Raw genomic sequence first — 13,455 nt, 5'->3', positions numbered from 1 at the left:
GTACTTCATGTCCCATCACTCGTACTTCATGTCCCATCACTCGTACTTCATGTCCCATCACTCGTACTTCATGTCCCGACGTCATTTTTCAGCCCTTTGATACCAAGGGTTCTAGAGATATATCCACAGGCTTAACTTGTTTTAACTTGTTTTAACTTAAGATCTTAATTTGAGATCTTAACTTGTGATCTCAATATCTATATTTCTTCTTTATGATTTAGCTCTTTGTAAGCACGATAATTTCTTTCGTGGATAGGGTTACTTTCTAAACGGATAGAGAGTGGCTTTTTAATGAATGTTCGTGTCACTTCAACTAAGGGCATTTTTTGTGTTCGGATAAATAACGATAAAACTGGGTTATAGCTTCAGAGGCACTCAAACCTAACTCTTCAAGAACTAACTCTGCCTGATGTTTTCAGTCATCCTCTATCCGTACGTTGATTACAGCCCGTTTAGAGGCAGAATTTGAATGGTTCATTGCTTTCGTTAGTTGTTTCATCTTCTGAAAGGTCTTTTTAATATGTGCGCCAGTGTCAGTCATTTTTAATAGCTATCTTGTTTATTGGGTTTTTCTGGTATTCCCTCCACTCGTTTACTTATCCACATATTCTGTGGATAGATCTACATATAGTAATAATCATAGCAGCATGGCACAGTATCTAGTGGTATTAAAACGCTCCTAAACATCCCCTCTTATGACGCCAAAAAATTAGGATTGTGTAAAATTCGAAATGCCATTATTTAACACAAATTATAAGCGCCCTCGATTTATTTACTGACAGTTATCATTACTAAAGTGATAGTTTCCTTGCTATCTATAAAGTGGATTTCTCGTTAATTATGTGCAATATGCAGAATCTGCATGTTTATAGTAATGTTTATTCAATACGCAGATTCTGCATATTCTGATGTTTGGTTGTTACAGGAGGGAACATTGCAAACTGTCATTTCAAGTGGTGCCGCGTTCTATACCTTGCGAGACGGTGAACGACTCAGCGATAAAGAACTTTACGGCGATATAAGTCGTATCTATGTCATTTGGCCCGAGGGGGATTTGTGGCGCGTTCTACACCGTCCGTTCAAGCAATGGGAAGGGATAGGTAGCGATTTATTCTCAGATAAGCACAAGGCGTTTGAGGCGGCTTATACGCATTTTGAAAACAATCCCTTTTCTGCATTGATAGGAGGAAAAAAGTGAAATCAACGATCCTAAACAAAATACATGATGCAATCGATGCTGATGACAGATTGCGTGCTGAAGCCGCAGAGAGGATTACTGTAAAAATCGGTACAGATAAAGTCTACGAACGCTCTGTCGATGAGAGCATAGCCCAGACAAAAAAAATAATTTCAAGTATACGTGTCGCTGCTAATACTGGAAAAACCTTCGTAGAAGAAGAGTTTACACACGTACACTCTGTCGTACTTGATAACGTGAGTCGCTACCTAAAAACTGAAGGTTATACAGCCACCGTATCTGTCGGAGAAAGAGAAGCCATAGCTTGTCGTTTTGTAGAACAATATATTTATCAATCAGCAAAACTAACAATACACTGGACACATGGGCCATGTAGCGTATGACTGGGTTTGAATTGCGCCTATGGCGTAGGGGCTGTAATTGGACGCAAGATCGTGCTGCGTTATATTTCGGGATCTCACTGAGGACCTACCAAGTCTATGAGAAAATGCCAGGGGATATTCCTCAACTTGCCGAACGGGCTACGCGTGAGCTTCAGTTACGTCAAATGCTCCCAGAGCTTAAGAAACTCTCAAAAGAGCATGTTATCGCACGCTTAGAAGCCTTACTTAATATTTCTTCACAGGATTAACGATATGAAAATAGTACTCGGAGCTGTAGCACTATCAGCGTTATTACTTTCGGGATGTGCGATGTTACCGGGGCAAGGTGATTACGCTAAGCTCTGTTCAGGCCAAGGAGCTGCCGAACGCGGCGAACTTTATAAAGTTACCGCCGTTAAGGATTTCTGGCTAACTTCAGCAGGTAATTATTTATCCGATACTGAATACGCGCAAACTAGCAACCGTGTGATTGATAGTGTTTCTGGAATAGTTAGCCAAAAATCTAGCTCACCAGATGTCAGAGTCAGGGTTTTCGCCGTACACAGTCTTTCTTCTCAAGGAGCTGCATGTCTGCCTACGCTCACAACTGATAAAAATTATTCAAGTATGACTCGACAGCTCACGGTCGGAAGGAAATTAAAAGTGTATGGCGAAAGTTCTGGGCTTTCTGGTACGCAAATCTATAACCATGTTAGCCAGGAAGGGTTCCGTTATCGTGTACTGTAATCTTGCCCAGGAGATCATCAATGAATCTTCCTACTTTTAATCTACCCTCACAATCAAAAGCCGGTAATGACCAGCTCCCGGTCTATTTCGATTATCAGCGAGCGGTAACGCTTAGAGCTGCGGCACTCGCGTCGGGCCTCGATGTCCCTGCTTATCTTTTAATGCCTGAAGTGTCGCAATTATTGCGTTACTTACCAGATCTTAATCAGCAGATGTTTTTTGCGGTGTTATGGGTGACCGGCGCTAGACTTAATGAGGCGCTGGCGCTCACACCGGCATCACTGAATTTAGAAGGTGATATGGCATTTGCTGTTTTAAGAACACTGAAACAGCGTAGTCGAGGAAAAGGCCGCCCCCGTAAGGATGAGGAATTACGTCGAGCAGTTCCGCTGACCGATCCTCCATTCATTAGGAAGATGCGAGAGTTTTTGGCTACGACTAAAAAGAGCAAACATGAGCTAATTTGGCCGGTACATGAAAACACTGTACGCAATTGGTTATCCGCGGCGCTTGAAAGGGCTAAGCGTGACGATGTCACTTTTTCAATTCCTGTTATAACACCTCATACTTTTAGACATTCGTACTGCATGAACCTGATACAACACGGAGTGCCTTTGAAAATTGTTCAGGCCTATGCCGGTCATGCAAGATTAGAATCGACGGAAGTTTATACGAAGGTATTTGCCCTGGATATTGGGCGCCAATTTGATGTGAGATTCACACCAGATTATGAAGTGTGAAATAAAAAGCATGATCAGGCATCAAACATAAATATGTGATATGTATGTGTATACAATGTGAAGTGTAATAATTATTTATTCTTTACCCTATTAAAATTAAATTTGTATCCGTAAGCATTGTTAAGTGTATTTATCAGTGCTTTTTTTATGTCTTTTGTTTGCGGTTATAGTGCGAAATGTCTGTAGTGATAATGCGAAATGTATTTTACATGGGGTTGCGAAGTGTATATAATACATTTCATACTGTTTACGCATACATTTTGTGTAGATGAATCACTAATACGATCAATGTAGATTACTGGGAGTTTTTATGAGTCTTATGCGCGTTTGTATCGACGATGGTTCTACTAACATTAAGCTTGCATGGCTGGATGAGGGGGAAGTTCGTACATTTATCAGCCCTAACTCATTCAAGCCAGAATGGTCGTTCAATTTCGCAGGTCAAGATAAACAGTCGAATTATCAAATTGAAGGTGAACACTACTCGTTTGATCCCAACAGCGCAGACGCAGTGAACACAACAGATATTCGCTACCAATATAGCCCGGTAAACGTAGTTGCTATACATCACGCCTTACATCATTCAGGTTTAAAGCCTTGTGCGGTAGACGTTGCAGTGACGCTGCCGTTATCTGAATATTTGACGAGTACAAACCAGCCTAATCTTACAAATATCGAGAAGAAGAAACAGAGTGTCATGCGCTCTGTTACGGTTGAAGGTAGTCAGGAGCAGTTCGTTATAAAGCAAGTTACTGTGCTCCCTGAAAGTATCCCTGCTGGCTTCAAAATCCTGTCAGCACTTCCTGAATATGACTCGTTACTGATCGTAGATTTAGGCGGTACAACCCTCGATATCTCACACGTTCGTAGCAAAATGGCCGGTATCACTCGCACTGGGTTTGATCCAAAGATCGGCGTATCAATCGTAACCGATGGTATCCGAGATTCGATGAAAGCGACGACACGTGTTGGACCTCTACAAGCTGAAGCTATTTATCTACGCCATAAAGATACCGAGTTTTTGACCCACCGGTTATATAACGAAACTTTACGTAAGCAAGTTCTCCAGGCTATCAGCGACCGCGAGAAAAGCCTTATCCGTAAGGTAGTGGATGCTATCCAACCGTTTAGCGGTTACACACACGTTATGTGTGTCGGCGGCGGAGCACCAATTATCGCTCAAGCTGTTAAAGCGGCAACTGATATGCCAGATGATCGTTTCTTTATCGGTACTGACCCCCAGATCGGGTTAGTTACCGGTATGCTACAAATGCGTGAAGGCCTGACTTATGAATGATTTCAAGAAGATTCAATTTAATCTCTATCCCGATGAAAACATCGGTGATGAGGAAGCAATTGAAGCTATCCAAGCTATTCGACAAAAAGAGCGTGGCAGGGCCTACCGTGCGTTTTTATTAAGTGGTGTTGCACTGTTTAAGCTTGATAAGCGATTGCCTTATCTACTTGCGGAATTACTCACGCCTGAGATCACACTCGAAGAGGTAAAAAGTATTTTTAACAGTGTATTACCAGGTGCTTTAAATGAGTCAGACGATAAGCTTGATGAAATTATTGCACTCCTGAAAAGTAGCGGTATCGATGCTCAGGACTTAGGCGCGATAAAGAACTCTGAAGCTAAATCCGCAAAAGCAGAAGTGACACCTGAAGATGAAACTCTTGCCAATTCTAAAGGAATGTTTCCAGGATTATAGAATGGAGCGGTAGGGGGCAAACGCCCCCTAACTGTGTAGATAATCACAAAGGGGGTTTACGTGAGTTCAGCAGCGAAACAAATCTACTTTTCTGAAGGGTTTAGCGGGAATAATAAGTTTACGTTTGAAGTCCTACAGGAAAATGACGGAACCTATCGCGCTATCTGTGCTCGATGGAATAAGCGATTAAACCAGATGCGCGAGCAGACGCATTATACGTCGCAAACAAAAGAGGGCCTTAAAGCACAAAATTATCCGGCCTTAAGGGAAGTGAAAATTTTTCTACAATCAGACTTCTGGGATAGTTGATATGTACAAGGTTGTAGGCGACGTTCTTTCTTCTGAAAAGATACAGCAGCTCCGACAAATAATGGGGCTAACTCAAACTGAATTAGGCCGTGTGATGGGTTACGACCTACGCAACTGGCAGCGAAAAGAAACGTCCGCAGGTGATGTCAGTCAGTATAACGCGAGTAGTTTAACGATAGGCGAAAGCAACTTTTTACTATTGCTTGCCGATGCTCATCCAGATTACAAGCTCAAAAACTTTAGTGTGAAAGATAATCTCACTAATGTTTGGGCAGCAGTACCTGAGAGCGGTCAAGTTGTTGCACAGTTAAGAAAGGATTTAGGACTTAAACAGCAAGAGATCGCTGAGTTATTTGGATACTCGCTAAACGGATGGAAATCTAAACAGAAGCCCTCTAACAGCGCTTCACTCAAAGTTGGTGAGTATAACTTTATGATGTTGCTTGCCGGGACTCACCCCGCAATGCGTATCGAAAGTAAAGAGTAGTACCAAAAAGAAAAAGCGGCGTCAGAAAAGGTCAATTTAAAACCATTTTCAACCGCAAGGAATTGCCCGCCTATGCGGGCTTTTTTATGCGATATGCGAAGCCGTTTCAGGCTTTGATAAGTGGATCAGTTCGCTTATATCAACCTCTTGTCTTGCTTGCGCTAGGCTGTGCGAGGCTTGGAGTTTGAGCCACATTTCTGGCGTGCTTCCAATTACTGCGGCAAGTCTTACCGCCATGTTAGGAGTTAAGCTTGCCGTTCCCTCAATAATTCGCCCAATCGTCGAAGGCGACACAGCCAGCGCGCGAGCTAACGCGCGGAGGCTAATATCAAGATAAGCCATCTCCTCGGCAATAAAGCGCCCAGGATGCGGCGGAATACGTTTAGTCGTCATTAGTGATAATCCTCATAGTTTAAGATATACACATCACCGTTATCGAATTCGAAGGTTAAACGCCAGTTTCCTGAGACAGTTACCGACCATATGCCTTTCCTATTCCCAGTAAGAGGATGGAGCCTAAAGCTGGGCATTCCAAGATCGTTGATTGTATCTGCATCGTTTAAAGCGCTAAGTAGTAACTCAAGCCGGTTGGCATGGTTTGAGATAATTCCCGCCGTACTACCCTGCTCAAAGAACCTTTTTAATCCCTTATGCTTCCAACTTTTAATCATAGCATCTTACCTGTTGCGTGATAGTAGACATTATAGCAATATGTCGATTATCACGCAACACTATTCCAGTGCTCTATAAATTAAAAATATTTATATATAACAGTTAATTAAATTGGTTTACCTCTTGAAGTGGTGTCCCATTAGACGTATAATGTTTTTTATCGAAAGGGCAATGGTGCTTGAGTAGCGTTAACGTCACGATAGGCGATGAGTAAGAAACTATGACCATTTTAACCGAGACACAATCACTTCATTTTCCATGCGGTAGCGTTCGTGTAGGCGATGTTTTCGCAAGTTGCTGGGGCTATGAGCAAACAAATGTTAATTTTTATCAAGTCGTTGCGGTACGAGGTAAGAAAACGGCTGTGCTTCGCGAGATAAGAGGGAACACCATAGCAAGCGAAGACAGAATGATCGGCGAGAAAAGCCCATTACTAGATCACTTCATTGATGAGCCTATCGTAAAACGCATTTTAACGACCTGTAGCCGCCCTTTTATTAAGATTAGTGATGGTGAGGGTTATGCCTATAAAACGTCTCCTGACGCCTCTCACAGCGTCACAAGCTACGCTTAACCACTATGCGCCCAATGGGCGCATATTCTGAATTTCTACGCGGAAAAAGAACAATGACCGTTAACAACTACAGCGAATTACGAAACGCTTACATCAGAAGGTTTAGGCGCTGTAAAAGCCTGGACACGTTAGAAAAAGTCTATGAATCGATGAGAGATCGTAATCATATCGCACCAGAAAACCTCCTAGCTTTTGAATCAGCCGCCGACCATCGCCGCGCAGAGCTGGCGACGGGGAAATTATGGGATAAGGTTCCCCCTCATGTATGGCAGTATGTTAGATAATTAACTGATATTTAGGTAAAAAATAATAATTAAAAACGGGATTTACCTTGCAAAAGGTGTCCCGTTTGTCGTATAATAATCACATCGAAAGGGCAATGGTGCCTGAGTAGCGTTAACGTCACGATAGGCGATGGATATAAAATCATGTCACAGAAAAAAGCGATCACCCCCGGACAACTTAAGGCTCTTGTAGAGAGTGATAAAGACATGCTGTTAGCAGCTTGTCTAAGTGCCTTTAATGAGATCCCTAACAAGCGTTTAAATAGGGGCGCTTTTCCTTCAACGTATGCACTCGCTGCTGCACTCGATAAATACGTTTCCGAGAAACGATAAGCCGAAAGGGGGACTTGTCCCCCTTACCTATCCAAGCAAGTGATAGTTATTTCTTCGAGGTACGTATGAGTGACGATAATTTGAAGTTTTTTAGTAAGTATGTTGTTCGTCGTTGTAAGAAACGTAAATCGGTAAAGATCCCGCCGATGAATGGCGTACAGCTTGATAAGTTTTTACGAGCGCTTGAACGGGCGCATGGCTACTCATAAGAACCAAGATAATAGACCGCTTTCAGCGGTCTATTATCGTTTTCGATATATAAACCGATCTTCTAATTCATCCCCTATTTTTACCAGTAACGTCACAATTTTAAAAAATAAAAGGCTTTGGGTGAGTCCCCTTCGGGGTCGCTACATTGTGCTTCGCATCGAGCCGCAAAGCGTCTCGACCCTTCGGGCTGCTATCGCTCTCACCTCCGCCGTTACCCGGCTTCGCGCTTCGCTTGACCTCCGCCCTTACGGGCTGCGCACTACGTTTGCCCTTTTCTGACGCCGCCCTTTTTTTTACTCAAACATTATCAGAATTATTGCACCGGGCCTTACACGAATACCTCACCTATGCTCCCAGAAAAGGACCACTACGTTAAAATATTTCACCCGTTCTTTCAGTCATTCTTCCTTCAAGCTGCGGCTTCATATTTTTCCTTGTCAGGGCGCATAGGTGAGGTTTTCTAGGCCATCGGTGCAGTAATTCCGATAAAAAAGTAAGAAAAAAAAGGACGGCGTCAGAAGAAGTTTTCTAAAGACACCGTTAAAACTTAAACGCTGTACTGTCAGCTAAACAGAGGTATTAATCATGGCTAGCCTTTCTTCTAAATTCCGTAATGTAAATATGATCCGTCGCGACCGTGCGTTAACTAATGACGAAATTTTTCGTCACGTACCTAGCATTTTTTCAGACGACAAACATCAATCACGTAGTGAACGTTATACATATATCCCTACCATTGAAATTTTAGAGAAGTTACGTAAAGAAGGATTTGAGCCGTTTTTCGCTTGTCAGGCAAGAGTAAGAAAAGAGGATAAAGTCGGTCACGCAAAGCACATGTTGCGGTTAAGAAAAAGCTCTCAAATAGTTGGTGCAGAGGTTCCAGAAATAATTCTTTTAAATAGTCATGATGGTTCAAGCAGCTATCAAATGATTGCGGGAATGTTTCGTTTTGTTTGTCAAAATGGAATGGTATGTGGTGATACTTTTGGCGAAATTAGAGTCCCGCATAAAGGTGATGTAGTTGGTCACGTAATCGAGGGCGCTTATGAGGTTTTAGATCGTTTCGATAGCGTTACAGAATCATGCCAAGAAATGAAGTCTATACAGTTAAGCAATGATGAGCAACGCATCTTTGCAGAAGCAGCTTTAGAGTACCGATACGAAGATAAACACAATCCTTTGACGCCAGAAACTATTTTACGTCCACGTCGTCGAGAAGATCAGAACAACGACATCTGGACTGTTTACCAACGTACACAAGAAAACATCATAAAGGGTGGAGTATTAGGAAGAAATCAAAAAGGTAGGTTAGTTAGAACACGTCCGATCAATGGTATTGATGGCGATATAAAAACAAACCGTGCTTTGTGGTCATTAGCGGAAAAAATGAAAGAGCTAAAATCATAAGTTAAAAAAAAGGTGATCTGATGATCACCTTTTTTATTAACTATTTTCTTGCTCGACTGGTTTCAGTTTACGCCTAGATTTACCCGATTTAGTTCCATTTTTTCGGATAATTTCTGAAATAGATTTTTCGCTAACCTGTATATCTATCTTCTCTAGTGCTTCCTTGATATCCGAAGCTGTATATCCTTTCTTTGAAGATAATTCGATTATATCCCCACTAATTGACGATAACATTTCATCACGAGAAATTCTGTCAGGTGTCAGATCAGGTAACTCAGATAGTGATAATTTTGCGTTATCAATTTGCTCTTGAGTGAAAAATTTACGAGGGGGCATATCTTCATTCTCCGTTTTTAATCTATGCACGTAATGTAAACGATAAAATACCTATGGTGCAATCTATCGATTTTTTGCCCTTCAACCTACCTTTAACCATGACACCCAAAAGCAGATCCGCTATAATCAATCTCACAGTAGTAAACTACGGGACAGGATATGTTTTGTAATACCGCCATCACGATGGCAGCATTCCAAAACGACCTGGTCAGGGCAAGCCCCGACACCCCGGAATTGTAATTTTAATTGGAAAAATGGCGTCATAAACGATGAGCAAAAGCGAAAAACGTAACTTAACCGCTACTCTTCCCCCTGTAAGGTGCCTACCGGAAGAGCGAGAGGAAGTCCGCCAGAAAGCTGCCGATGCTGGGTTAAGTGTTGGTACGTTTATGCTTCGCTGTGCGCTGTCTAGAAAGATTAAGCCCCGTAATGACCATAAGCTCATTGCGGAGCTTTCAAAGCTCGGCGGGTTACAAAAGTACCTCTTCACACAAGGTAACGGCATAGGAAGTAAAGAATATGCCGAAGTATTACAAGAGCTGAAGAAGGCCATTTTACGTGTAGGACAACAAGGCGATTAATGAACGTTATCATCCCACCAAAAAGACGTGATGGACGCTCTAGCTTCATACAGCTAGTGAGTTACATGTCTGTGCGTGATGATATTTCGCTTAAGGATGAAATCAAGGAAGACCAACGATTTGCTCGTCCAGCTCGTAGCCGTTCTAAGGTTTTCGAGCGCCTAGTTGATTATGTTAGCCGTAACGAAAATCTTGTTGAATCTCAGTTAATGTCTATCGACAAACGAGGGAATTCACGCGTATCTGTAGATGGGGTTGTTAGCCAGCATAACCTCCTTTCTTTTGAAAGTGCGGCCTTAGAAATGCAAAGTGTATCCGATCAAAATATTCACTGTAAGGACCCTGTTTATCACTTTATTTTAAGTTGGCAGGAAGATGAAAATCCTAGTGAAGACCAGATTTTCGACAGTGTTCATCAGGCTCTAAAGCGTATGGATATGGGGCAACATCAATACGTTTCGTCAATCCATAGAGACACTGATAACGTACACGTCCATGTCGCGGCTAATCGTGTACACCCTATAAGTTTTAAGGCTGTAACTCTCTACAACGATGTCGATAAATTACATAAATTATGTCGCGAATTAGAACTTAAACATGGGTTTAAGATTGATAACGGAAGTTGGATTCGTGATGCGAATAACAATATTGTGCGTGCTCCTCGCCGTCATAAAAGCGCACCACGTGGTGCGGCAACACTGGAGCACTTTGCAGATAAAGAGAGTCTTTATACCTATGCTGTGACGCACTGTCGCCGTGAGATTAACGCGATGTTTCGTGATAAAACTGCGAGCTGGGAAGGTATTCATAATGTCTTCTCTGGCGCAGGACTTAAGCTCGAAGCTCGGGGCGAGGGAATGATTGTCCGTGATGCATTTAATCCAGAACAAACCCCGATAAAAGCGTCACGAATTCACGTTGGCATGACACGTCAACGTATTGAATCGAAGTTAGGTCCCTTTACACCTTCACTGACGCCACCTTTAGATTTACGAAATAAACACGTTCATAAAGCGTATAACGAAAGCTTACACAAACGGGATATTGGGGCACGTCAGGAGAGACGTGTTGCACGTGCCGAAGCTCGCGAAAACCTGAAAAATGATTATCAACTTTATCGCAAATCATGGGTAAAACCGGACTTACAGGCGAGCGCTAGATTCCGTGAGCTAGCAACTGATTTTAAAGGTCAGAAACAACGTATCCGTACTAGTGTTAATGATCCGCATATGCGAAAGCTAATGTATCATGTTGTCGAATTTGAACGTGAAAAGGCAATGGGTGCATTACGTCTACAGCTTAAATCCGAACGTGAAAAATTACGTGATGAAGGTAAGTATCGTCCGATGTCTTATCGCGCATGGACGGAGCAGGAAGCTCTTAAAGGACGGGAAGCTGCTGTAAGTCAGTTGCGTGGTTGGGCATATAGGGAAGGGCGTAAAAACCGTGTTCCGGTTGAGTCTGATATGATCCTACACTGTGCGCCTGGTGATGATACAAAACTACTCAAGGCAGAAGGCTTTAATGTCCGTTTACATCGCGATGGTTCTGCTGTTTATTCTTCCGCAGGTCGCGACGAGGTCATTGATCGCGGTGATAGTATAGAGGTTAGATTTCCGTTGGAAAACTCGCTATCAACTATCGATATGGGGATAGATTTAGCTTCGTGGAAGTCTGGGGAACGGTTCGAGATTACTGGCGAAAGTTATACTAAATTATTAGCGTTCCAACGTTTAGCCGCATATAACCGTGAATTCCCTGAACATACTGTACAACCAACACAACCTGAGCAATCGGCAGAACTTGATGAGGCCCATCGCATTATAGACAAGCGTTTAATACGGGAAGCTGAATCAGAGCAATCTCGGCTTAATAGGGTTTATCGTTCTCGTAATCGAAAGGAAGACGACGACGATTTAAGGCATATTGAACAATTCAAACCGTAAAGCTTCAGCGCTATGGAGCTTTATAGCATCAACATAGTGGCGTGTAGGTCTTATGGCGAAAGAAGTGTGGCAGAAATGATCGGAATTACGGAAGGCGAATTTATGTGTGCTTTTCGTAATAATCTAGTAATCGAGGGAGTCAGCTTACCTCATTGGGGTTTGAGGTCCAATGGGGTGAAAACCTACGCTAAGCGTCTAGATATTCACTAATCTTTTGATTTAATGGCCTTATTTCACCTTTCACCACATTTTCAGACAAGGTGCATGAGTAGAGGCCGAAGTCATGCAGGATTCGGATGTCATGTTAAAATCTTGTTGTGCAACGGGCTTGATTATCTCCGGCGCACTATACAAAGAATGACATTTAATACAGATCAATCCCAAATGTGCTTGCCTTATTGGACCTAAAATTCCTCATAGCAGTAAGGTGAGTGGAGGAACGCAGGTTAATCAAGCTTTACGCGCATCAGTTCGCTAAACCTTGTTGTATAAGCTGACTACAACATATTGCGCTTCATTTCCCACTCTTTCTGGATTCCTTGACCGGCAAACCAGACCTTACCCTTTGCTGTATGATTGATGCCATCTAGCTCGGCCATCAGTTTTTCACTGTTTGCTCGGGGTTTTATTTCATCGAAGAGACCGAACTGGGCGACGCCCTGACTGTAGAAATCTCCCAGCATGACACCGCATTTCTGAAAGCGCAGATTATCCTTCCAGATCGAGTCCAGGCATTGTGTCGTTGCAGTAATAATATCGCGGCTGTCCTGGGTCGCGGTCGGAAGAATGATGTTCGCCGAGCGGCCATAATAGGGCTCGTTGGGGGTAAAGGGGCTTGTCTTGATGAATGCGGAAACGTGGCGACAGTATTGCCCTTCACCGCGTAATTTCTCGGCCGCCCGTACCGCGTGGCTGCATATCGCTTCGCGCATCAGGTCATATCGCGTAACCCGTTCGCCAAACGAGCGTGAGCAGACGATTTGCTGTTTGGTGGGGGGCATTTCTTCCAGCTCAAGGCAAGGCTCGCCACGCAGCTCCCGTACCGTGCGCTCAAGCACTACGGAGAAGTGTTTTCGCATCAAGGTAGGCGACGCGTCGGCCAGCTGCAGAGCAGTTTTAATGCCCATGCCGTGCAATCGCTGGCCAATTTTCCGTCCCACGCCCCATACCTCACCCACTTCGACCAGCTCCATCAGTTTTCGCTGCCTTACTGGCTGTGAAAGATCAACGACACCGGCTGTTTTTGTATACTTTTTGGCAGCGTAATTTGCTAATTTTGCTAGAGTTTTTCTCGGACCTACCCCAACGCCCACCGTCAGTCCGGTCCATTTGAGCACGCGTGCCCTTACCTCCCTACCAAATTGTTCATAGTTGATAATTTTTTCCATATTTTTTAAGCACATAAATGCTTCGTCGATAGAGTATATTTCGACGACGGGGGCCATATCCTCTAAAATCTGCATTATTCTTGCACTGAGATCTGCATTTATGTGGAATGGAATTTAAACAAAAAATGAGCAACTACACCTCCTGGGTTGAAATCCAGTCCGTACTTAT

At 43.1% G+C, this 13,455-nt stretch carries 19 protein-coding genes and 1 pseudogene; 16 read left to right on the top strand and 4 right to left on the bottom strand.

Translation table 11 applies throughout. From position 1 onward, the window contains the following. Positions 1-934 precede the first annotated feature (934 nt). The 9 genes from MKR94_RS14825 to MKR94_RS14785 all read left to right on the top strand — a co-directional run bounded on the left by MKR94_RS14825 (position 935) and on the right by MKR94_RS14785 (position 5,555). On the top strand, positions 935-1,198 hold the full coding sequence (locus MKR94_RS14825; RefSeq protein ID WP_241647645.1) for a hypothetical protein: 264 nt from the start codon (positions 935-937) through the stop codon (positions 1,196-1,198). Beyond that, positions 1,195-1,581 carry a hypothetical protein gene (locus tag MKR94_RS14820; RefSeq protein ID WP_241647644.1) on the top strand — a complete coding sequence of 129 codons (387 nt, stop codon included), beginning with the start codon at positions 1,195-1,197 and terminating at the stop codon, positions 1,579-1,581. Before MKR94_RS14825 ends, MKR94_RS14820 begins: the two co-directional genes overlap by 4 nt. Continuing rightward, positions 1,578-1,829 carry a transcriptional regulator gene (locus MKR94_RS14815; RefSeq protein ID WP_241647643.1) on the top strand — a complete coding sequence of 84 codons (252 nt, stop codon included), beginning with the start codon at positions 1,578-1,580 and terminating at the stop codon, positions 1,827-1,829. The genes MKR94_RS14820 and MKR94_RS14815 overlap by 4 nt, the downstream gene beginning before the upstream one ends. Before the next feature lie 4 nt (positions 1,830-1,833). Next, the gene (locus tag MKR94_RS14810) at positions 1,834-2,307 is read left to right on the top strand and encodes a hypothetical protein (protein WP_241647642.1); all 474 of its coding nucleotides are present in this window, start codon (positions 1,834-1,836) and stop codon (positions 2,305-2,307) included. Positions 2,308-2,327: 20 nt separating this feature from the next. Next, entirely contained in the window at positions 2,328-3,047 is a 720-nt protein-coding gene (locus MKR94_RS14805) for a tyrosine-type recombinase/integrase (RefSeq protein WP_241647641.1), read from the top strand. Positions 3,048-3,366: 319 nt separating this feature from the next. Beyond that, positions 3,367-4,344: a plasmid segregation protein ParM domain-containing protein gene (gene parM / locus MKR94_RS14800; protein ID WP_241647646.1), complete on the top strand. Its 978-nt coding sequence runs from the start codon at positions 3,367-3,369 to the stop codon at positions 4,342-4,344. Beyond that, entirely contained in the window at positions 4,337-4,759 is a 423-nt protein-coding gene (locus MKR94_RS14795) for a plasmid partitioning/stability family protein (RefSeq protein WP_241647640.1), read from the top strand. Before parM ends, MKR94_RS14795 begins: the two co-directional genes overlap by 8 nt. Before the next feature lie 60 nt (positions 4,760-4,819). After that, positions 4,820-5,068 carry a sugar ABC transporter substrate-binding protein gene (locus tag MKR94_RS14790; RefSeq protein WP_241647639.1) on the top strand — a complete coding sequence of 83 codons (249 nt, stop codon included), beginning with the start codon at positions 4,820-4,822 and terminating at the stop codon, positions 5,066-5,068. 1 nt (position 5,069) lies between these two features. Next, positions 5,070-5,555 carry a hypothetical protein gene (locus tag MKR94_RS14785; protein WP_241647638.1) on the top strand — a complete coding sequence of 162 codons (486 nt, stop codon included), beginning with the start codon at positions 5,070-5,072 and terminating at the stop codon, positions 5,553-5,555. A gap of 84 nt (positions 5,556-5,639) precedes the next feature. Here the strand turns inward: MKR94_RS14785 and MKR94_RS14780 are convergent, their stop codons facing one another. Together MKR94_RS14780 and MKR94_RS14775 are read right to left on the bottom strand one after the other, a co-directional pair. Further along, a complete protein-coding gene (locus MKR94_RS14780; protein WP_241647637.1) occupies positions 5,640-5,948 on the bottom strand; it encodes a HigA family addiction module antitoxin in 309 nt (102 codons plus the stop codon). Continuing rightward, positions 5,948-6,226: a type II toxin-antitoxin system RelE/ParE family toxin gene (locus tag MKR94_RS14775; protein WP_241647636.1), complete on the bottom strand. Its 279-nt coding sequence runs from the start codon at positions 6,224-6,226 to the stop codon at positions 5,948-5,950. The genes MKR94_RS14780 and MKR94_RS14775 overlap by 1 nt, the downstream gene beginning before the upstream one ends. Positions 6,227-6,447: 221 nt before the next feature. Between MKR94_RS14775 and MKR94_RS14770 the strand changes: the two genes are divergently transcribed. The 5 genes from MKR94_RS14770 to MKR94_RS14750 all read left to right on the top strand — a co-directional run bounded on the left by MKR94_RS14770 (position 6,448) and on the right by MKR94_RS14750 (position 9,035). After that, positions 6,448-6,801, top strand: coding sequence for a hypothetical protein (locus tag MKR94_RS14770; protein WP_241647635.1), 354 nt, complete (start codon positions 6,448-6,450; stop codon positions 6,799-6,801). Between the two features lie 5 nt (positions 6,802-6,806). Then, entirely contained in the window at positions 6,807-7,085 is a 279-nt protein-coding gene (locus MKR94_RS14765; protein WP_422047396.1) for an Hha/YmoA family nucleoid-associated regulatory protein, read from the top strand. A gap of 144 nt (positions 7,086-7,229) precedes the next feature. Continuing rightward, on the top strand, positions 7,230-7,418 hold the full coding sequence (locus MKR94_RS14760) for a cobalamin biosynthesis protein CbiX (protein WP_241647633.1): 189 nt from the start codon (positions 7,230-7,232) through the stop codon (positions 7,416-7,418). Between the two features lie 65 nt (positions 7,419-7,483). Next, positions 7,484-7,627 carry a hypothetical protein gene (locus tag MKR94_RS14755; RefSeq protein WP_241647632.1) on the top strand — a complete coding sequence of 48 codons (144 nt, stop codon included), beginning with the start codon at positions 7,484-7,486 and terminating at the stop codon, positions 7,625-7,627. A gap of 586 nt (positions 7,628-8,213) precedes the next feature. Next, positions 8,214-9,035: a DUF932 domain-containing protein gene (locus MKR94_RS14750; protein ID WP_241647631.1), complete on the top strand. Its 822-nt coding sequence runs from the start codon at positions 8,214-8,216 to the stop codon at positions 9,033-9,035. A gap of 36 nt (positions 9,036-9,071) precedes the next feature. Here the strand turns inward: MKR94_RS14750 and MKR94_RS14745 are convergent, their stop codons facing one another. Continuing rightward, on the bottom strand, positions 9,072-9,371 hold the full coding sequence (locus MKR94_RS14745; protein ID WP_241647630.1) for a RuvA C-terminal domain-containing protein: 300 nt from the start codon (positions 9,369-9,371) through the stop codon (positions 9,072-9,074). Positions 9,372-9,640: 269 nt separating this feature from the next. On the opposite strand from MKR94_RS14745, the gene mobA reads away from it, so the two are divergent. Together mobA and traI are read left to right on the top strand one after the other, a co-directional pair. Then, positions 9,641-9,952: a plasmid mobilization protein MobA gene (mobA, locus tag MKR94_RS14740; protein ID WP_241647629.1), complete on the top strand. Its 312-nt coding sequence runs from the start codon at positions 9,641-9,643 to the stop codon at positions 9,950-9,952. After that, complete coding sequence (gene traI, locus MKR94_RS14735) at positions 9,952-11,898, top strand: TraI/MobA(P) family conjugative relaxase (protein ID WP_241647628.1); 1,947 nt, start codon at positions 9,952-9,954, stop codon at positions 11,896-11,898. The genes mobA and traI overlap by 1 nt, the downstream gene beginning before the upstream one ends. A gap of 497 nt (positions 11,899-12,395) precedes the next feature. Here the strand turns inward: traI and umuC are convergent. After that, positions 12,396-13,394: pseudogene (gene umuC / locus MKR94_RS14730) on the bottom strand (translesion error-prone DNA polymerase V subunit UmuC); the annotation flags it as partial. Between the last annotated feature and the right edge of the window lie 61 nt (positions 13,395-13,455).

Origin of the sequence: Rosenbergiella metrosideri (assembly GCF_022602565.1) — a bacterium.
GTDB lineage: Bacteria > Pseudomonadota > Gammaproteobacteria > Enterobacterales > Enterobacteriaceae > Rosenbergiella > Rosenbergiella metrosideri.
This window is presented reverse-complemented; position numbering and strand designations above follow the sequence as displayed.

Bases quoted from the DNA above. Each gene is read 5' to 3' on its own strand.
- MKR94_RS14760 (WP_241647633.1), top strand. From the start codon at position 7,230: ATGTCACAGAAAAAAGCGATCACCCCCGGACAACTTAAGGCTCTTGTA.
- MKR94_RS14810 (WP_241647642.1), top strand. From the start codon at position 1,834: ATGAAAATAGTACTCGGAGCTGTAGCACTATCAGCGTTATTACTTTCG.
- MKR94_RS14795 (WP_241647640.1), top strand. From the start codon at position 4,337: ATGAATGATTTCAAGAAGATTCAATTTAATCTCTATCCCGATGAAAAC.
- MKR94_RS14770 (WP_241647635.1), top strand. From the start codon at position 6,448: ATGACCATTTTAACCGAGACACAATCACTTCATTTTCCATGCGGTAGC.
- MKR94_RS14805 (WP_241647641.1), top strand. From the start codon at position 2,328: ATGAATCTTCCTACTTTTAATCTACCCTCACAATCAAAAGCCGGTAAT.
- MKR94_RS14775 (WP_241647636.1), bottom strand. From the start codon at position 6,226: ATGATTAAAAGTTGGAAGCATAAGGGATTAAAAAGGTTCTTTGAGCAG.
- MKR94_RS14765 (WP_422047396.1), top strand. From the start codon at position 6,807: ATGCGCCCAATGGGCGCATATTCTGAATTTCTACGCGGAAAAAGAACA.
- MKR94_RS14750 (WP_241647631.1), top strand. From the start codon at position 8,214: ATGGCTAGCCTTTCTTCTAAATTCCGTAATGTAAATATGATCCGTCGC.
- traI (WP_241647628.1), top strand. From the start codon at position 9,952: ATGAACGTTATCATCCCACCAAAAAGACGTGATGGACGCTCTAGCTTC.
- MKR94_RS14785 (WP_241647638.1), top strand. From the start codon at position 5,070: ATGTACAAGGTTGTAGGCGACGTTCTTTCTTCTGAAAAGATACAGCAG.
- MKR94_RS14780 (WP_241647637.1), bottom strand. From the start codon at position 5,948: ATGACGACTAAACGTATTCCGCCGCATCCTGGGCGCTTTATTGCCGAG.
- parM (WP_241647646.1), top strand. From the start codon at position 3,367: ATGCGCGTTTGTATCGACGATGGTTCTACTAACATTAAGCTTGCATGG.
- MKR94_RS14755 (WP_241647632.1), top strand. From the start codon at position 7,484: ATGAGTGACGATAATTTGAAGTTTTTTAGTAAGTATGTTGTTCGTCGT.
- MKR94_RS14815 (WP_241647643.1), top strand. From the start codon at position 1,578: ATGACTGGGTTTGAATTGCGCCTATGGCGTAGGGGCTGTAATTGGACG.
- mobA (WP_241647629.1), top strand. From the start codon at position 9,641: ATGAGCAAAAGCGAAAAACGTAACTTAACCGCTACTCTTCCCCCTGTA.
- MKR94_RS14745 (WP_241647630.1), bottom strand. From the start codon at position 9,371: ATGCCCCCTCGTAAATTTTTCACTCAAGAGCAAATTGATAACGCAAAA.